This is a genomic window from Pseudomonas sp. 910_23 (assembly GCF_052850795.1).
The window spans coordinates 110,699-126,174 of record NZ_VXCZ01000016.1 but is presented as its reverse complement, the minus strand read 5'-3'; the positions used below and the strand labels follow the sequence as shown (position 1 = coordinate 126,174).

Below are 15,476 nucleotides of genomic sequence, written 5' to 3'. Positions count from 1 at the left end.
TGTACAAGGCGGTTTAAAGGGCAAGGTCTTGCAGTTCGAGTTCGAGCGGCGTGGGACCGGACAATTTTACCCGCTGCCGGGCTTGCAAAGACAGTGTTGCACCTACGACATCCGGGCTGATCGGCAATTCGCCAGCGTCCAGGTCCAGCAGGCAGACCAACGTAATGCTGGCCGGGCGGCCGTAATCGAACAGTTCGTTCATGGCGGCGCGTATGGTACGGCCGCTCATCAGGACGTCATCGATCAGGATCAGGTGCTGGCCCTCAACCTCGAATGGCAGAGCCGAAGGCTGCACCTGTGGGTGCAGGCCGTTCTGGCTGAAGTCGTCGCGGTAGAAGGACACGTCCAGCGTACCCAGGGGCGAATCGCTGCCCAGTTCTTCCAGTAACGCCTGGGCTACCCAGACACCGCCGGTGCGGATGCCGATAAAGCGCGGTTCGCTGATGGCGCGGTGTTCCAGGTGCGCCTTGAGGCGTAATGCCATCTGGCTGATCAGTTCGGCGGGATTGGGCAGGCTCATGGGGGCTCCTTTTTAAGTGTGTAGGGGAAAGCTTGCTCGCGAAAAACTCATGGGTACCGCGTTCATCCAGCCTTCACGCGGTATCGTTAACGTTCTTCGCGGGCAAGCCCGCTCCCACAGGATCGCGGCGGGTCAGGATTCAAATAAAGCGGTGTTTTCATCCAGCCAACCCTGCAACAGCAAGGCGGCGGCGATGGCGTCCACGGGGTTGTCGCGGTAACTGCCCTTCTGCCCGCCGCGGTCACGACGCTCACCCTTGGCTTCAAAGGTGGTCAGGCGCTCATCGTGGGTATAGAAGGGCAGGTTGTAGCGGCCATTGAGGCGGCGCGCGAATTTTTCGGCGCGCAGGCACATGTCGCTGGGGGTGCCATCCATGTTCAGGGGCAGGCCGACCACCACCGCGTCGGGCTTCCACTCTTTGATAAGGGCTTCAACCTGGTTCCAGTCCGGTATGCCGTTCTGGGCCTTCAAGGTGCACAGCTCCCGGGCCTGTCCGGTAATAACCTGGCCGACCGCTACGCCGATCTGTTTAGTGCCGTAGTCAAAACCCAGGATCAGACGCAAGGCCATCAGGCGTGCCCCGCCTGGCTGGTCAACAGGCTGAGGTTGACCCGCAGCTTGGCGGCGGCAGCATCAAGGCGCAGTTCGCTGGCGGTGTTGAACAGGATGTCGGCGTCGAACGGGCAGGTCAGCCAGGCATTGCTCGCCAGCTCGGCCTCCAGTTGCCCGGCTTCCCAACCGGCGTAGCCCAGGGTAATCAGGCTTTGCTCAGGGCCGACGCCATCGGCGATCGCGAACAGCACGTCCTGAGACGTGGACAGTGACACGCCCTCAAGATCCACCGTGGCCTGGTATTGCGGCCCGGTGGGGTGCAACACAAAGCCGCGATCGGTCTGCACCGGCCCGCCGATATAGATCGGCACATCCTGGCAGCGGGTCGGTGGGTCGAGTTCCGGGCGCAATTGCTCAAGGATATCGGCCAGGCTCAGCTCCTGTGGACGGTTGACCACCAGCCCCATGGCACCATTGGCCGTGTGCTCGACGATGTAGGTCAAGGTCTGCGCAAAGTTCGGGTCGGCCATATGGGGCATGGCGATCAGGAATTGGTGCTTGAGGTAGGTCGGGCTGACGTTTTTCATGTCCGCTAGTGTGGCGTTGGAGGGGCGAACTGACAAGTGTAGGAGCGGTGTCAGTTGCTGGACAGCCGGTCGCCCTTGGCAAACTTCCAGGTGCGGATGATTTCCAGGCGGTCCACGTCATTCAAGTCGCCGCTGAACGGCGCAAAAGGCGCGGCCAGGCGCACGATGCGCTGGGCGGCCTGGTCCAGCAGCGGTTGGCCGGAGGACTCCAGCACCTGCACTTCATAGAGCGAACCGTCACGGTTGATCGATACCAGCAAGCGCAAGTTGCCATAAATCTGCTGACGCCGGGCTTCGTCCGGGTAATTGAGGTTGCCGATGCGCTCGACCTTCTTGCGCCACTCGTCCTTATACCAGGCGCCTTTGTCGCGCATGGTCGACGCGGCGTTCAGGCGGTAGATGCGCGGGCGCTTGGCATACAACTGTTGTTCGTGGGCCAGTTCGGCTTCCAGGCTGGAAATTTCGTCGGACAGCGTCGAACTGTCGAAGGTTGGCGCGGGCTTCACCGGCTCGGGCTTGGGCTCAGTCCTGGTTTTTTCGCGCTGGGTCGGGGCCTTTTGCGGCTTGGGCGCAACGGTGGTCACGGCGGCCTTGGGCGTTGCCTGCTTGACCTCGGGCTTGGGCACCGGCGGCGGGGTGACCTTATTGACCTTGTTGTCCTGGAACGGCGCCACTTCAGTGGTCTTGGGCACGGCTTTCTTGTCGAGCGTACCGCTGCCCTGCTGGTCGTCCTGGGCAAGAAAGTCGGCCTTTTCCGGCTTCTTCTCACTTTTGAACGTAGCCAAGGTGATTTCCAGGGTCTTGGTGATCTGCTTGGGCTCGACCATGGTGAAGCCCACGCCCAGCAACAAGGCGAGGTGAATCAGTGCGGCGAGAAACAGGGTAAATCCGAGCCGATCAGCCGGGCGCACGCCTTGATGGGTGAGTTCTGGGGGCAGTTCGGACGGGAGTGTCATGACAAGAAAACCAACATCGCGCGTTTCACAGGTGGCGCATGATAACGCAATGTTGGTGTGTGTCCGGCTGTTCTATGTCACTTGGCTTGTAGCTTGCGCTCAATGGCGGCCATCAGCATTTCGCCGATGTTCGTGCCAAATGCATTGTCGATCTCGCGAATACAGGTTGGGCTGGTGACGTTGATTTCCGTGAGGTTCTCACCAATTACGTCGAGTCCGACAAACAGCAGACCTTTTTCGCGCAGGGTCGGGCCAACTTGAGCGGCGATCCAGCGGTCCTTGTCCGACAACGGCCGTGCTTCACCACGACCACCGGCCGCCAGGTTGCCACGGGTCTCGCCCGCTGCCGGGATGCGCGCCAGGCAGTAGTCCACCGGCTCGCCGTCGATCATCAGGATGCGCTTGTCACCATCCTTGATCGCCGGCAGGTAAGCCTGGCCCATGATCTGCTGGGTGCCCAGCGCAGTCAGGGTTTCGAGGATCACCGACAGGTTCGGGTCACCAGCGCGGTGGCGGAAGATCGAAGTGCCGCCCATGCCGTCCAGCGGTTTGAGGATCACATCGCCATGCTTGGCAGCGAATTCACGCAGTACATCGGCGCGGCGGCTGACCACGGTCGGCGGCGTGCACTGCGGGAACAGGGTGGCGAACAGCTTTTCATTGCAGTCGCGCAGGCTCTGCGGCTTGTTGACGATCAACACGCCGGCGCGTTCGGCCTGCTCCAGCAGGTAGGTGGAGTACACAAACTCCATGTCGAACGGCGGATCCTTGCGCATCAGGATCACATCGAGGTCGCTCAGGGGGCTGTCGATTTCATCCGAAAGCTCGAACCATTTCTCGGGGTTGGCGAATACCTGCAACGGACGCATCCGCGCCCGCGCCTCGCCGTCGCCCTGGTACAGGTCGCGCTGTTCCATATAGAACAACGTCCAGCCGCGGGCCTGGGCGGCCAGGAGCATGGCCAGCGAGCTGTCCTTTTTATAGGAAATGCTGGCGATTGGGTCCATGACAATGCCGACGCGAACGCTCATGGGGGGTTTCCTCTAGCAAATTAGGGCGCATAAAAGTGGCGTCAGAGTGGCGCTGTGGTTGTTGTGGGTCAAGGAAAAACCACCGGGTGGGTGCCTCGATAGATTGCGCCCGGAGACTGTGCTAAAAAGACTGCCACGGCGTAGCAGCCCTTGAATTCCAAGGCTTGCGGCGCTCATCCTGTGCAACATCAGGCAGTACACACCGAAAACCGATTCGCTGTGGCGATGGTAGAGCAGATATGGAACAGCATTCCAACGCCTTGAGAGTGATGGTGATCGACGATTCGAAAACGATCCGCCGTACCGCCGAGACACTGTTGAAGAACATGGGGTGCGAGGTCATCACCGCCATCGACGGTTTCGATGCCCTGGCGCGGATTGTGGATCATCACCCGCACATTATCTTTGTCGACATCATGATGCCGCGCCTGGATGGCTACCAGACCTGCGCCCTGGTGAAGAACAACTCGGCGTTCAAGGCGATCCCGGTGATCATGTTGTCCTCCAGGGATGGCCTGTTCGACAAGGCCAAGGGGCGCATCGTGGGTGTCGATCAATTTTTGACCAAGCCTTTCAGCAAGGAAGAACTGCTGGGTGCGATCAAGGCCTATGTGCCTGCCTTCGCCGCAGTAGAACAAGCACACTGACGCCACCTCACAAGGGCCGGCGCCGACCAATGTAGTGGGGAAAACCATGGCACGTGTTCTGATCGTCGACGACTCGCCGACCGAAATGTACAAACTGACCGGCATGCTGGAAAAGCACGGCCATCAAGTCCTGAAAGCCGAAAACGGCGCGGACGGCGTAGCGCTGGCTCGTCAGGAAAAGCCCGACGCCGTGTTGATGGACATCGTGATGCCGGGCCTCAACGGCTTCCAGGCCACCCGCCAGTTGTCCAAGGAGCCGGAAACCAACGGTATTCCGATCATCATCATCACCACCAAGGACCAGGAAACCGACAAGATCTGGGGTGCACGCCAGGGCGCCAAGGATTACCTGACCAAGCCGGTGGACGAAGACACACTGATCGCCACCCTGAACAAGGTACTGGCCGGCTAAAGGCTCGCGATCATGACCGAGTCGCAAACCGCCTTCGAGCTGCTGCTGGACATCGACCGCCGTTGCCGCCTGCTGGCCGCCGACCTGCCGTCCCAGGAAACCCGCCTGCAACGCTGGAGCGGTATCGGCTTTCGCCTGGGGCCACACTGGTACGTGGCGCCCATGGGCGAGGTCGCCGAGGTGTTGCATGAACCGCGCTGCACCTTGATGCCGGGGGTCAAACCCTGGGTCAAGGGCGTGGCCAACCTGCGCGGGCGCTTGCTGCCGGTGCTGGACCTGGGCGGTTTCCTTGGCCTTGAGTTATCCAAGGCGCGCAAGCAAAGGCGGGTGCTGGTCGTGGAGTTCAATGACGTGTTTGTCGGGCTGCTGGTAGACGAAGTGGTCGGTATGCAGCACTTCCCATTGGATGCCTGGATGGCCAGCACCGCGTCCGGCGCGCCGTTTATCCAGGGCCAGTTCGACGGCGACCCGCAGTGGCAAGTCTTCAGCCCCTTCGCTTTGGCCCAGGCCCCTGGCTTCATGGATGTCGCCGCATGAGCGCCGTTACCACGCCCAAACCCCAGGCCGCTTCGCGCAGCCGTTCGCAGATCATTGTGCTGTTTATCGCCTTGATCGTGTTCATCATGTTGCTGTTCGCCAACTTTGCGTACCTCAACACCCAGTCCACCTACGACAAGCAGTACATCGGCCACGCCGGTGAGCTGCGCGTGCTGTCCCAGCGCATTGCCAAGAACGCCACCGAAGCCGCCGCCGGCAAGGCCGCCGCGTTCAAGCTGCTGGGCGAGGCGCGCAACGATTTTGCCCAGCGCTGGGGCTACCTGAAAAAGGGTGATCCGCAAACAGGCTTGCCCGCCGCACCCAGCGCGGTGCGCGCCGAAATGCGTGCCGTGCAGACCGACTGGGAAGCGCTGCTGAAAAACACCGATGCGATCCTCGCCAGCGAGCAGACCGTTCTGTCCCTGCACCAGGTGGCTGCGACCCTGGCCGAAACCGTGCCGCAACTGCAAATGGAGTCGGAAAAAGTCGTCGATATCCTGCTGCAACGCGGCGCCCCGGCCAGCCAGGTGGCGTTGGCCCAGCGCCAGTCGCTGCTGGCCGAACGGATCCTGGGGGCGGTCAACACCGTGCTTGCGGGCGATGAAACCGCCGTGCAGGCCGCCGATGCCTTCGGTCGCGACGCCAACCGTTTTGGCGTGGTGCTCAACGGTATGCTCAACGGCAACCCCGGGCTGCGTATCACTCAGGTCGAAGACCCTGACGCCCGTACGCGGCTGGTGGAGATTGCCGAGCTGTTCGAGTTTGTCTCAGGCTCCGTGGATGAAATCCTCGAAACCTCGCCGCAGTTATTCCAGGTGCGGGCTTCGGCGAGCCATATCTTCAACCTGTCGCAAACCCTGCTCGATGAAGCCTCGCACTTGGCCACCGGTTTTGAAAACCTCGCCGGCGGGCGCAGTTTCGACACCATCGGCGGCTATCTGCTGGGCCTGCTGGCGCTGGCCTCGATCATCCTGATCGGCTTGGTGATGGTGCGCGAGACCAACCGCCAACTGCGTGAAACCGCCGAGAAGAACGAGCGCAATCAGAACGCGATCATGCGCCTGCTGGATGAAATCGAAGACCTGGCCGACGGCGACCTCACTGTCACCGCCTCGGTTACCGAAGACTTCACCGGCACCATCGCCGATTCGATCAACTATTCCGTGGATCAATTGCGTGACCTGGTCGCCACCATCAACCTGACGGCCGGGCAAGTCGCCGGTGCGGTGCAAGACACTCAGGCCACCGCCATGCACCTGGCCCAGGCGTCGGAGCATCAAGCGCAGCAGATTGCCGAAGCGTCTACCGCGATCAACCAGATGGCGCAGTCGATCGACCAGGTATCGGCCAACGCCGCCGAGTCCTCAGCGGTGGCAGAGCGCTCGGTTGAGATCGCCAACAAAGGCAACGAGGTGGTGCACAACACCATCCATGGCATGGACAACATTCGCGAACAGATCCAGGACACCGCCAAGCGCATCAAGCGCCTGGGCGAGTCGTCCCAGGAAATTGGCGACATCGTCAGCCTGATCGACGACATTGCCGACCAGACCAATATCCTCGCCCTCAACGCCGCGATCCAGGCCAGCATGGCAGGCGATGCCGGGCGCGGTTTTGCGGTGGTGGCCGATGAGGTGCAACGCCTGGCCGAGCGCTCGTCGGCGGCCACCCGGCAGATCGAGACTTTGGTGAGGGCGATCCAGGCCGACACCAACGAAGCAGTGATCTCCATGGAGCAGACCACCACCGAGGTGGTGCGCGGCGCACGCCTGGCCCAGGATGCCGGGGTCGCGCTGGAAGAGATCGAAGGCGTGTCGAAAACCCTGGCGGCGCTGATCCAGAGCATTTCCAATGCGGCGCAGCAGCAGACGTCTTCGGCTGGGCAGATTTCCCTGACCATGAATGTGATCCAGCAGATCACCACCCAGACGTCGTCGGGGTCGACCGCGACCGCCGAGAGCATTGGTAACCTGGCGAAGATGGCCAGTCAGTTGCGCAGGTCGGTGTCGGGTTTCACCTTGCCGCCACCCAAACAGGTGGACGATTGAAATGCAGTCAAAATGTGGGAGGGGCGGTGCGACGATTCGACTTGCTCCCGATAGTGGTGGATCAGCAAGCAATTGTATTTACTGAACTACCGCTATCGGGAGCAAGCCCCCTCCCACAGTAGATCTCCATTGGTTTTGAGATATCTGAAGCACCAGCAACCCACGAATTCTAAGCGGAGCAGTTATGGTTGATCGGCACGACTACGTGGCCCTCGAATGGGTCAAGGGCGACATTGCCGAAACCCTGAAACAGGCCCGTTCGGCGCTGGACGCTTACGTTGAAAGCGGCGACGGCGACACCCTCGACAATTGCCTGGCCGGGATCCACCAGGTGCATGGTGCGCTGCAAATGGTCGAGTTCTACGGCGCGGCGCTGTTGGCCGAAGAGATCGAGGAACTGGCCCTGGCGCTCCAGACCGGTCGCGTCAGCCAGCGCGAAGAAAGCATCCGCCTGCTGCAACAAGCCCTCGGCCAGTTGCCGCTGTACCTGGATCGCGTACACAGCGCCCGCCGCGACCTGCCGCTGGTGGTACTGCCGCTGCTCAACGACCTGCGCACTGCGCGGGGTGAAAGCCTGTTGTCGGAAACCAGCCTGTTCAGCCCGCAACTGCTGTCGATCGCGCCGCTGCCTGATGAAACACTGGCCCAACGAGCAACGCCGCAGTTGCATGAGCAGTTGCGCCAATGGCACCCCTTGCTGCAACAAGCCCTCGCCGGGTTGCTGCGTGAAGACCACGGCCCGAGCAACCTGGAAGATATGGCGCGGGTGTTCGCACGCCTTGAGGCGTTGTGCCAGGGCGCGCCGTTGTTACCGCTGTGGCAGGTGGCCTCGGCACTGGTCGAGGGCATGTTGACCGGCGTGGTCGCCAACAGCCCGGCGCTGCGCAGCCTGCTCAAGGCCAGCGGCAAACAACTCAAGCGCCTGCTGGCCCAGGGCATTGACGGCATCAATCAGCCTGCGCCGGATGAGCTGCTCAAAAGCCTGTTGTTTTACGTGGCCAAAGTCACCCGACCGACGCCGCGCATGCAAAGCCTTAAAGAGCGCTATGGCCTGGATGAAGCTTTGCCCGACAGCGCCGTGGTCGACGCCGAGCGTGCGCGAATGGCCGGGCCGGACCGCAATGCCATGGGGTCGGTGCTCGGTGCCTTGTGTGAGGAACTGGTGCGGGTCAAGGAGCGCCTCGATCTGTTCGTACGCAGCGACCGCCAGCACATCGACGAACTCGACGCACTGCTGGCGCCCCTGCGGCAGATCGCCGACACCCTCGCCGTACTGGGTTTTGGCCAGCCGCGCAAAGTGATCATCGACCAGTTGGCCGTCGTGCTGAGCCTGGCCCAGGGGCAACGCGAACCCAATGACGCGGTGCTGATGGACGTGGCAGGCGCGTTGCTCTACGTCGAAGCCACGCTGGCGGGCATGATCGGCACGGTGGAGCCGCAAAGCCGCGAAGAAAGCCGGCTGCCCACCACCGACCTGACCCAGATCCATCAGTTGGTGATTGCTGAATCCTGCCAGTGCCTCAAACAAGCCAAGGAACTGGTGATCGACTGCGTCGAAGCCCATTGGGACCGCCAGCGTCTGGAATCCTTGCCGCAATTGCTGAGCCAGGTGCGTGGCGCGCTGGCGATGATCCCTTTGCCGCGTGCGGCGAGCCTGATGCGCGGCTGCACCGATTATGTCGACGAGCAGTTGATGATCAGCGACGTCGCGCCTTCGCCGGTGCAACTGGAGCAGTTCGCCGATGTGATCAGCAGCCTGGAGTATTACCTGGAACGCATGCTCCAAGACCCTGACGCCGCTGGCGAGCGTGTGCTGGAGCGGGCCACCCAAAGCCTGGCGGCGCTGGGTTATCTGCCGGCCGAAAAACCCTGGCGCCAGGCATTGGTCGCGCCCGATGGCGCACTGTCGACCGAACAGGCACCGAGCCAATCCCAATTTGACGCACTGGCAAGCCCCACGTCAGGCCTTAATCCTCCGGCCCTGCAACGCCCCGGCAGTCTGCTGCCACCGCCGGCGGGTGAAGAGCCGATTGACGATGAGCTGCGCGAAGTCTTCCTCGAAGAAACCGACGAAGTTCTCGACGTGCTGCACCGCAACCTGCCCAACAGTGCGGACAAAACCGCCCAGGGCGAAATGCGCCGTGCCTTCCATACGTTGAAGGGCAGCGGTCGCATGGTCCGTGCCCTGGTGCTGGCCGAACTGGCCTGGGCCGTGGAAAACCTGCTCAACCGTGTGTTGGAACGCAGCGTCGCCCTTGGCGCCGAGGTGCAGCAGGTGCTGGATGAGGCCGTGGCTGTGCTGCCGGAATTGATCGCCGATTTTGCCATCGACGACCAACGCCAGCGCGACGAAGTCGACGCCCTGGCCGCCCGCGCCCATGCCTTGGCCAGTGGCGCGGCAACAACCGCTGGCGAGCCCCATGACCCGATGCTGATGGAGATCTTCCGCAACGAAGCCCAGAGCCATCTGGACAGCCTCAACCACTTCCTGCACCACGCCGCCGAACAGGTGCCGTTGCAGGTCAGTGATGAACTGCAACGCGCCCTGCATACGCTCAAGGGCAGTGCCTACATGGCCGGGGTGTTGCCCATCGCGGAACTGGCGCGCCCCCTCGACCACCTGACCCGCGAATACAAGGCCCATCGCTTGCCCCTGGACCTGGACGAAGTAGAGTTGCTGCTGGAAGCCGAAGGGCTGTTCCAGCGTGGCCTGCGCGACCTGGACAGCGATCCCCTGGCACCCATCCAGGGCGCAGCGGATCTGATCAGACGCACCCAAAGCCTGTTGGACCAGCAGCTTGCAGCGCTGCTCGAAGCCCCTGGCACCGGCCTGCCGATCAAGCGCGATCGGCATCTGATCACCAACTTCCTGGCCCAGGGCATGGACATTCTGCTCGACGCCGACAACCTGTTGCGCCGCTGGCAGCAACATCCCGGCGAACGCCAGGAACTGACCGCCTTGCTGGATGAGCTGACCACCTTGGGGGAGGGCGCGCACATCGCCGACCTGCACGCCATCGACGCGTTGTGCGAGGCCTTGCTCGACCTGTATGGCGCTGTGGAAGAAAGCAGCCTGGCGGTCAGCGAGCGGTTTTTCCATGAGGCGGAACAGGCCCATGAGGCGCTGATCAACATGCTCGACCAACTGGCCGCCGGCCAGGAAATCAGCCCGGCGCCTGCGCGGGTGCAAGCCCTGCACGCGTTGCTGGATGACGCGCTGGACCCGTCCGCCACCGGCCTGATCAAAAGCGACGGCAGCCACGCCTTGAGCATTTCGGAACTGGGCGCTGCCACTGCGCAGTTGGATCAGCAAACAGCCATGGATGATGAGATTGTCGACATCTTTCTTGAGGAGGCCGTAGATATCCTCGACAGTGCCGGGCAGTCACTCAAGCGCTGGTTGCTGGAGCCCGAAAGCGCCGCGCCGTTGTCCTCACTGCAACGGGACCTGCACACCCTCAAGGGCGGTGCGCGCATGGCCGAAATCGACCCGGTGGGCGACTTGGCCCATGAGTTGGAATGCCTGTACGAAGGCCTGGTGGACCGCCGCTACAGTTACACCCCGGAGCTGTCCCAGGTGCTGATGGCCAGCCACGAACGGTTGGCTTTGCAACTGGAAGAACTGCAACAGCAGCAGCCTTTGAGCGATGCTGCCGAGCTGATCGCCAAACTGCGCGAGCTGCGCCAGAACAGCGCGCCGGCGACTCCGGCTGCGGCGGCGCCGGCCTCGGGTGCAGACCCTGAATTGCTGGATATCTTCCTCGAAGAGGCCGCCGATATCCTCGACAGTTCAGGCAGCGCGTTGCTGCGTTGGCAGGCCGAGCCGGGCAACCGCCAGGAAGTCGAAACCCTGCTGCGTGACCTGCACACCCTCAAGGGCGGAGCGCGCATGGTAGAGATCGGGCCGATTGGCGATTTGGCCCATGAGCTGGAGTTTCTCTACGAGGGGCTATCCGCCGGGTTGCTGGCGCCGACCCCAGAGCTCTTTGCGCTGCTGCAAGGTTGCCATGATCGTTTGGCACAGATGGTCGACGCCGTAGCGGATGGGCTGCCGGTGGGGGCGGTGGACAAACTTATCGAGCGCATCAAAAGCCTGGTGCACCCCAGTGTAGAGCCGGTGGTGCCCGTGGCGTTGCCTGCGGGCAAGGCTGAAGCGGCGGTCGACCCCGCTGCCGACATGGTGAAAATCTCCGCCGAACTGCTCGACGACCTGGTTAACCTCGCCGGTGAAACCTCGATTTTCCGTGGCCGTATCGAGCAGCAAGTCAACGATGCGCGCATTGCATTGAATGAAGTGCAAACCACCATCGAGCGGATGCGCGATCAATTGCGCCGGCTCGACAGCGAAACCCAGGGGCGCCTGCTCAGTCGTCAGCAGGCCGAGGCCGAACGCCTGGGCTACGAAGAGTTTGACCCACTGGAAATGGATCGCCATTCGCAGTTGCAGCAGCTGTCCCGCGCGCTGTCCGAATCGGCCTCCGACCTGCTCGACCTCAAGGACACCCTGGAGCAGCGCCATCAGGATGCCCACGATTTGCTCCAGCAACAGGCGCGCATCAACACCGAATTGCAGGAGGGCCTGATGCGCACGCGCATGGTGCCTTTCGAGCGGATGCTGCCACGCCTCAAGCGCATCGTGCGCCAAGTGGCGCAAGAGCTGGGCAAGGACGTGGAGTTCATCGTCGGCAATGCCGAAGGCGAGATGGACCGCAACGTGCTCGAACGCATGGCGGCGCCACTGGAACATATGCTGCGCAATGCCGTCGACCACGGTCTGGAATCGCGTGAGGTGCGGTTGCAGGCGGGCAAGCCGGAAAAGGGGCGCATTACCCTGGACCTGACCCACGAAGGCGGCGACATCGTCTTCGACATGCGCGATGACGGCGCCGGCGTGCCCCTTGAAGCGGTGCGGCGCAAGGCGATCAAGCGCGGCCTGCTCGGCCCGGATCAAACCATCAGCGACCGCGACGTGCTGCAGTTCATCCTGCAGCCGGGCTTTTCCACGGCAGAAAAAATCACCCAGATCTCCGGGCGCGGCGTGGGCATGGACGTGGTGCACGAAGAAGTGCGTCAGCTCGGCGGCTCGATGGTGATCGACTCGACCCCAGGCGTGGGCGTGCACTTTCGTATTCGCCTGCCGTTTACCGTGTCGGTCAACCGTGCGTTGATGGTGCAATGCGCAGACGACCAGTACGCAATTCCCCTCAACACCCTTGAAGGCCTGGTGCGCGTACTGCCCCACGAACTGGCCGGGCACTACCAGCAAGACCCGCCGCATTATGAATACGCCGGCCAGCGCTACGAGTTGTTTTACCTGGGTGATCTGCTGCACACCGTCAGCCGCCCGAAACTGCTCGGCCAATACCAACCGCTGCCGGTGTTGCTGGTGCACTGCAATGAACGGCGCGTAGCGGTGCATGTGGATGCCATGGCCGGCACTCGCGAGATCGTGGTCAAGGGCCTGGGACCACAGTTTGCCGGGGTACAGGGCGTGCCCGGTGCGACCATCCTCGGTGATGGCCGCGTGGTGTTGATCATTGACCTGCTCGCGCATATCCGCGCCCGCCAACCGGCCTTGCCGGCCCAGGCAGTGGATGTGCCACTGGTCCTCAACGACCCGCTGAAAAAACGCCCGCTGCTGGTACTGGTGGTGGACGACTCGGTCACCGTGCGCAAAGTCACCAGCCGCCTGCTGGAGCGCAATGGAATGAACGTGCTTACCGCCAAGGACGGCATTGATGCCCTCGCGGTGCTTGAAGAACACACCCCGGACCTGATGCTGCTCGACATCGAAATGCCGCGCATGGACGGCTTCGAAGTGGCTATCCAGATCCGCAACGACCCGCGCCTGATGCGCCTGCCGATTATCATGATCACCTCGCGCACCGGCCAGAAACACCGCGACCGCGCCATGGCCATCGGCGTCAACGACTACCTCGGCAAGCCGTACCAAGAGTCGGTGCTGCTGGAAAGCATCGCCTACTGGAGCAAGTCCCATGCTTGACCACCGCGCCAGCCAACTCACCGGCCTGCTGCTGCCCCTGGCCGACCGCCACCTGGTGCTGCCCAACGTGGCCATCGCCGAGCTGATCGACTTCCAGCGCGGCGAACCGGCCAGCGATGCACCGCCGTGGTACCTGCGGCAAGTGACCTGGCGTGATCGGCAAATCCCCTTGATCAGCTTTGAAGCCGTGTGCGGCGAAGCCAGCGTGACCGGAGAGCGCTCACGGATCGTGGTGCTGAATGCCTTGGGTGGAAGGCCGACGTTGAAGTTTATTGCGCTGGTGATCCAAGGCATTCCCCGCTCTTACAAGCTCGATAGCGAATTGAGCTATGTGGACGTGCCGCTGTGCCCACTGGAACTGGCGGCGGTGCAGGTGGGCGAGCAGGTGGCGAAGGTGCCGGATTTGATGGGGCTTGAAGCGCTGCTGGTAGAGTCCGGCCTGGCCTGATCCTAAGCCTTGTGAAATTCCAATGTGGGAGCTGGCTTGCCTGCGATGGCGGCTTGTCAGTCACTGCATCAACAACTGACCCACCGCTATCGCAGGCAAGCCAGCTCCCACACTGAATTGTGTTCAATCGCGCGTCAGGGTTTTCGTGACTAAAAAATTGTTGTTGATGATCTTACCTTTTGGCCATTTCGGATCTGCATCATGATGCAGATTGATCGCTCGCATGTCGGAATGGTTTGGAGTTGCTGTAGGCAAGTTCTGCATTTGGGTTAAGCGGGTTTTCAGGCCGGAGTGGAGTGGCTAGTTTCTGCGCTCCTCACTGCCAGCAAGGACTCGCAAATGGCCGTACCGTTAATGCCGCCCGGTGTTTCAATTCTTGAAAACATGGCGATGTCCCAATCCAAACGCATTCATCTCAAGCCCGGCTCCGCATTCGCCTATTCCTGGTTTTATTCTCAGGTCCGAGCGGCTGGCCCTTGGAACTACAAGAAGCGGGGGCGTCAGTATGAAGCTTTTGGTAACTTCAATTACGGTGCCACGGGCACGGTGCTGGGCATTCCCGAAAATGTGTTGCTACGAGCCGCCGGTGTGGCTCAAACCGTCGCCAAAACTACCCGTCCGGATTTTGGATTATGGTGGCGCGGTGAGCCTTTTGGTGATGACCCACGAGATCAATATTGGATAAGAAGAGGTATTGAATATGCCATTTCGCAAGGCCACTAAGCGCCTCATACCTGTTCTGCGTAATTGCCTGCTTGTGGTCTGCCTGATCTACATCGGCGGCAGTTGGATTTTGTCGCCCGGAACACCGGACCTGGATGAAGTGGTGTTGAAGCATTCCTTGGGCAACGGCATGTCGATTTATGGTGCGCGAGATGGTCAAGGTGGCGCGACGGTGGGATTTTCCTACAGGTACTACGTGCATAAGGATTTGGGGAGTGATCAGGAAATACTCAGCGCATTAGTGTCTGCACATCCTTTTCTCAAAACAAAAGAGCCGGATGTCCAAGTCAATAATGAAGGTGGTGCCCTGCAATTGGTTATTCAGGGAAGAGTGTATGAGTACCACAGTTATGCACTGGAGGGGCTGGGGAAGGTCAAGGTGATGATGGTGTTGTGATGGGCGAGTCCTCGGATTTTTCCTGCAAACTGTCGGGCTGTGCATGAACTTGTTGTGGGTAGTCGTGGCGGCTAGTCTTCGCTTCGTCATCGCAAAAAACGGTGACACGGACGTGCAAGTCCGAGAAACCTGTTTAGGCGCACAAAACGCCTAGAACCAAGGCGTTCCTTAATGAACCATTCAGGAACCGCGTATCATGTCGAACTCTTCCTCATCCAACATCTTCACCGTCAACCCCCACCAAACCACCGAAACCCTGCTGGTCAATGCCAGCGAAACCCTGTCCTCCCTCAACGCACTCACCTGCAACCTGGCCTTTGACCTGGAGACTTCCCAGCGCGCCATCATGCTCGGGATTCAGCAAATGGCAGAGTTCGGTCAGTTGTTGGTCGATAGGGCTCTGGAGCAAATCAGCCCTTCGCCGGAATTTTCAAGCGGTCCCAAATAGGGACTGATCGGTCCTCGTTTGGGGCCGATATCTAACAAACAACACTGAGCAAATGTGGGAGGGGGCTTGCTCCCGATTGCGGTGAGTCAGCAATAAGTTTGTCAACTGACACACCTCTATCGGGAGCAAGCCCCCTCCCACATTTTGAGCTTTGTTACTCCAGGCG

The 15,476-nt window shown here is 61.3% G+C and carries 14 protein-coding genes; 9 read left to right on the top strand and 5 right to left on the bottom strand.

Features of this window, described 5'->3' with window-relative positions; genetic code table 11:
* Nucleotides 1–13 precede the first annotated feature (13 nt).
* From pyrR to gshB, 5 genes are all read right to left on the bottom strand, one after another.
* Nucleotides 14–520 carry a bifunctional pyr operon transcriptional regulator/uracil phosphoribosyltransferase PyrR gene (pyrR, locus tag FW800_RS19365; protein WP_148854563.1) on the bottom strand — a complete coding sequence of 169 codons (507 nt, stop codon included), beginning with the start codon at nt 518–520 and terminating at the stop codon, nt 14–16.
* Between the two features lie 132 nt (nt 521–652).
* Nucleotides 653–1,090 (bottom strand): Holliday junction resolvase RuvX, encoded by a 438-nt coding sequence (ruvX, locus tag FW800_RS19360; RefSeq protein WP_005792259.1) that lies wholly within the window; start codon nt 1,088–1,090, stop codon nt 653–655.
* On the bottom strand, nt 1,090–1,659 hold the full coding sequence (locus FW800_RS19355; protein ID WP_005792257.1) for a YqgE/AlgH family protein: 570 nt from the start codon (nt 1,657–1,659) through the stop codon (nt 1,090–1,092). Before FW800_RS19355 ends, ruvX begins: the two co-directional genes overlap by 1 nt.
* A gap of 50 nt (nt 1,660–1,709) precedes the next feature.
* Complete coding sequence (locus FW800_RS19350) at nt 1,710–2,615, bottom strand: energy transducer TonB (protein WP_446438258.1); 906 nt, start codon at nt 2,613–2,615, stop codon at nt 1,710–1,712.
* 77 nt (nt 2,616–2,692) lie between these two features.
* On the bottom strand, nt 2,693–3,646 hold the full coding sequence (gene gshB / locus FW800_RS19345) for a glutathione synthase (protein ID WP_005792255.1): 954 nt from the start codon (nt 3,644–3,646) through the stop codon (nt 2,693–2,695).
* Nucleotides 3,647–3,885: 239 nt separating this feature from the next.
* On the opposite strand from gshB, the gene pilG reads away from it, so the two are divergent.
* The 9 genes from pilG to FW800_RS19300 all read left to right on the top strand — a co-directional run bounded on the left by pilG (nt 3,886) and on the right by FW800_RS19300 (nt 15,310).
* Nucleotides 3,886–4,293 carry a twitching motility response regulator PilG gene (gene pilG / locus FW800_RS19340; protein ID WP_446438257.1) on the top strand — a complete coding sequence of 136 codons (408 nt, stop codon included), beginning with the start codon at nt 3,886–3,888 and terminating at the stop codon, nt 4,291–4,293.
* 46 nt (nt 4,294–4,339) lie between these two features.
* Nucleotides 4,340–4,705, top strand: coding sequence for a twitching motility response regulator PilH (pilH, locus tag FW800_RS19335; protein ID WP_003234583.1), 366 nt, complete (start codon nt 4,340–4,342; stop codon nt 4,703–4,705).
* A 12-nt stretch (nt 4,706–4,717) separates the two neighbouring features.
* Nucleotides 4,718–5,242 carry a chemotaxis protein CheW gene (locus FW800_RS19330; protein ID WP_032878938.1) on the top strand — a complete coding sequence of 175 codons (525 nt, stop codon included), beginning with the start codon at nt 4,718–4,720 and terminating at the stop codon, nt 5,240–5,242.
* On the top strand, nt 5,239–7,290 hold the full coding sequence (locus FW800_RS19325; protein ID WP_446438256.1) for a methyl-accepting chemotaxis protein: 2,052 nt from the start codon (nt 5,239–5,241) through the stop codon (nt 7,288–7,290). Before FW800_RS19330 ends, FW800_RS19325 begins: the two co-directional genes overlap by 4 nt.
* 184 nt (nt 7,291–7,474) lie before the next feature.
* The gene (locus tag FW800_RS19320; protein ID WP_446438255.1) at nt 7,475–13,294 is read left to right on the top strand and encodes an Hpt domain-containing protein; all 5,820 of its coding nucleotides are present in this window, start codon (nt 7,475–7,477) and stop codon (nt 13,292–13,294) included.
* A complete protein-coding gene (locus tag FW800_RS19315) occupies nt 13,287–13,742 on the top strand; it encodes a chemotaxis protein CheW (protein WP_005792246.1) in 456 nt (151 codons plus the stop codon). The genes FW800_RS19320 and FW800_RS19315 overlap by 8 nt, the downstream gene beginning before the upstream one ends.
* A gap of 339 nt (nt 13,743–14,081) precedes the next feature.
* The gene (locus FW800_RS19310) at nt 14,082–14,465 is read left to right on the top strand and encodes a polymorphic toxin type 44 domain-containing protein (protein WP_078822551.1); all 384 of its coding nucleotides are present in this window, start codon (nt 14,082–14,084) and stop codon (nt 14,463–14,465) included.
* Nucleotides 14,443–14,862: a hypothetical protein gene (locus tag FW800_RS19305; RefSeq protein WP_078822550.1), complete on the top strand. Its 420-nt coding sequence runs from the start codon at nt 14,443–14,445 to the stop codon at nt 14,860–14,862. The genes FW800_RS19310 and FW800_RS19305 overlap by 23 nt, the downstream gene beginning before the upstream one ends.
* Nucleotides 14,863–15,058: 196 nt before the next feature.
* Nucleotides 15,059–15,310 (top strand): DUF6124 family protein, encoded by a 252-nt coding sequence (locus FW800_RS19300; protein WP_446438254.1) that lies wholly within the window; start codon nt 15,059–15,061, stop codon nt 15,308–15,310.
* Nucleotides 15,311–15,476 lie beyond the last annotated feature (166 nt).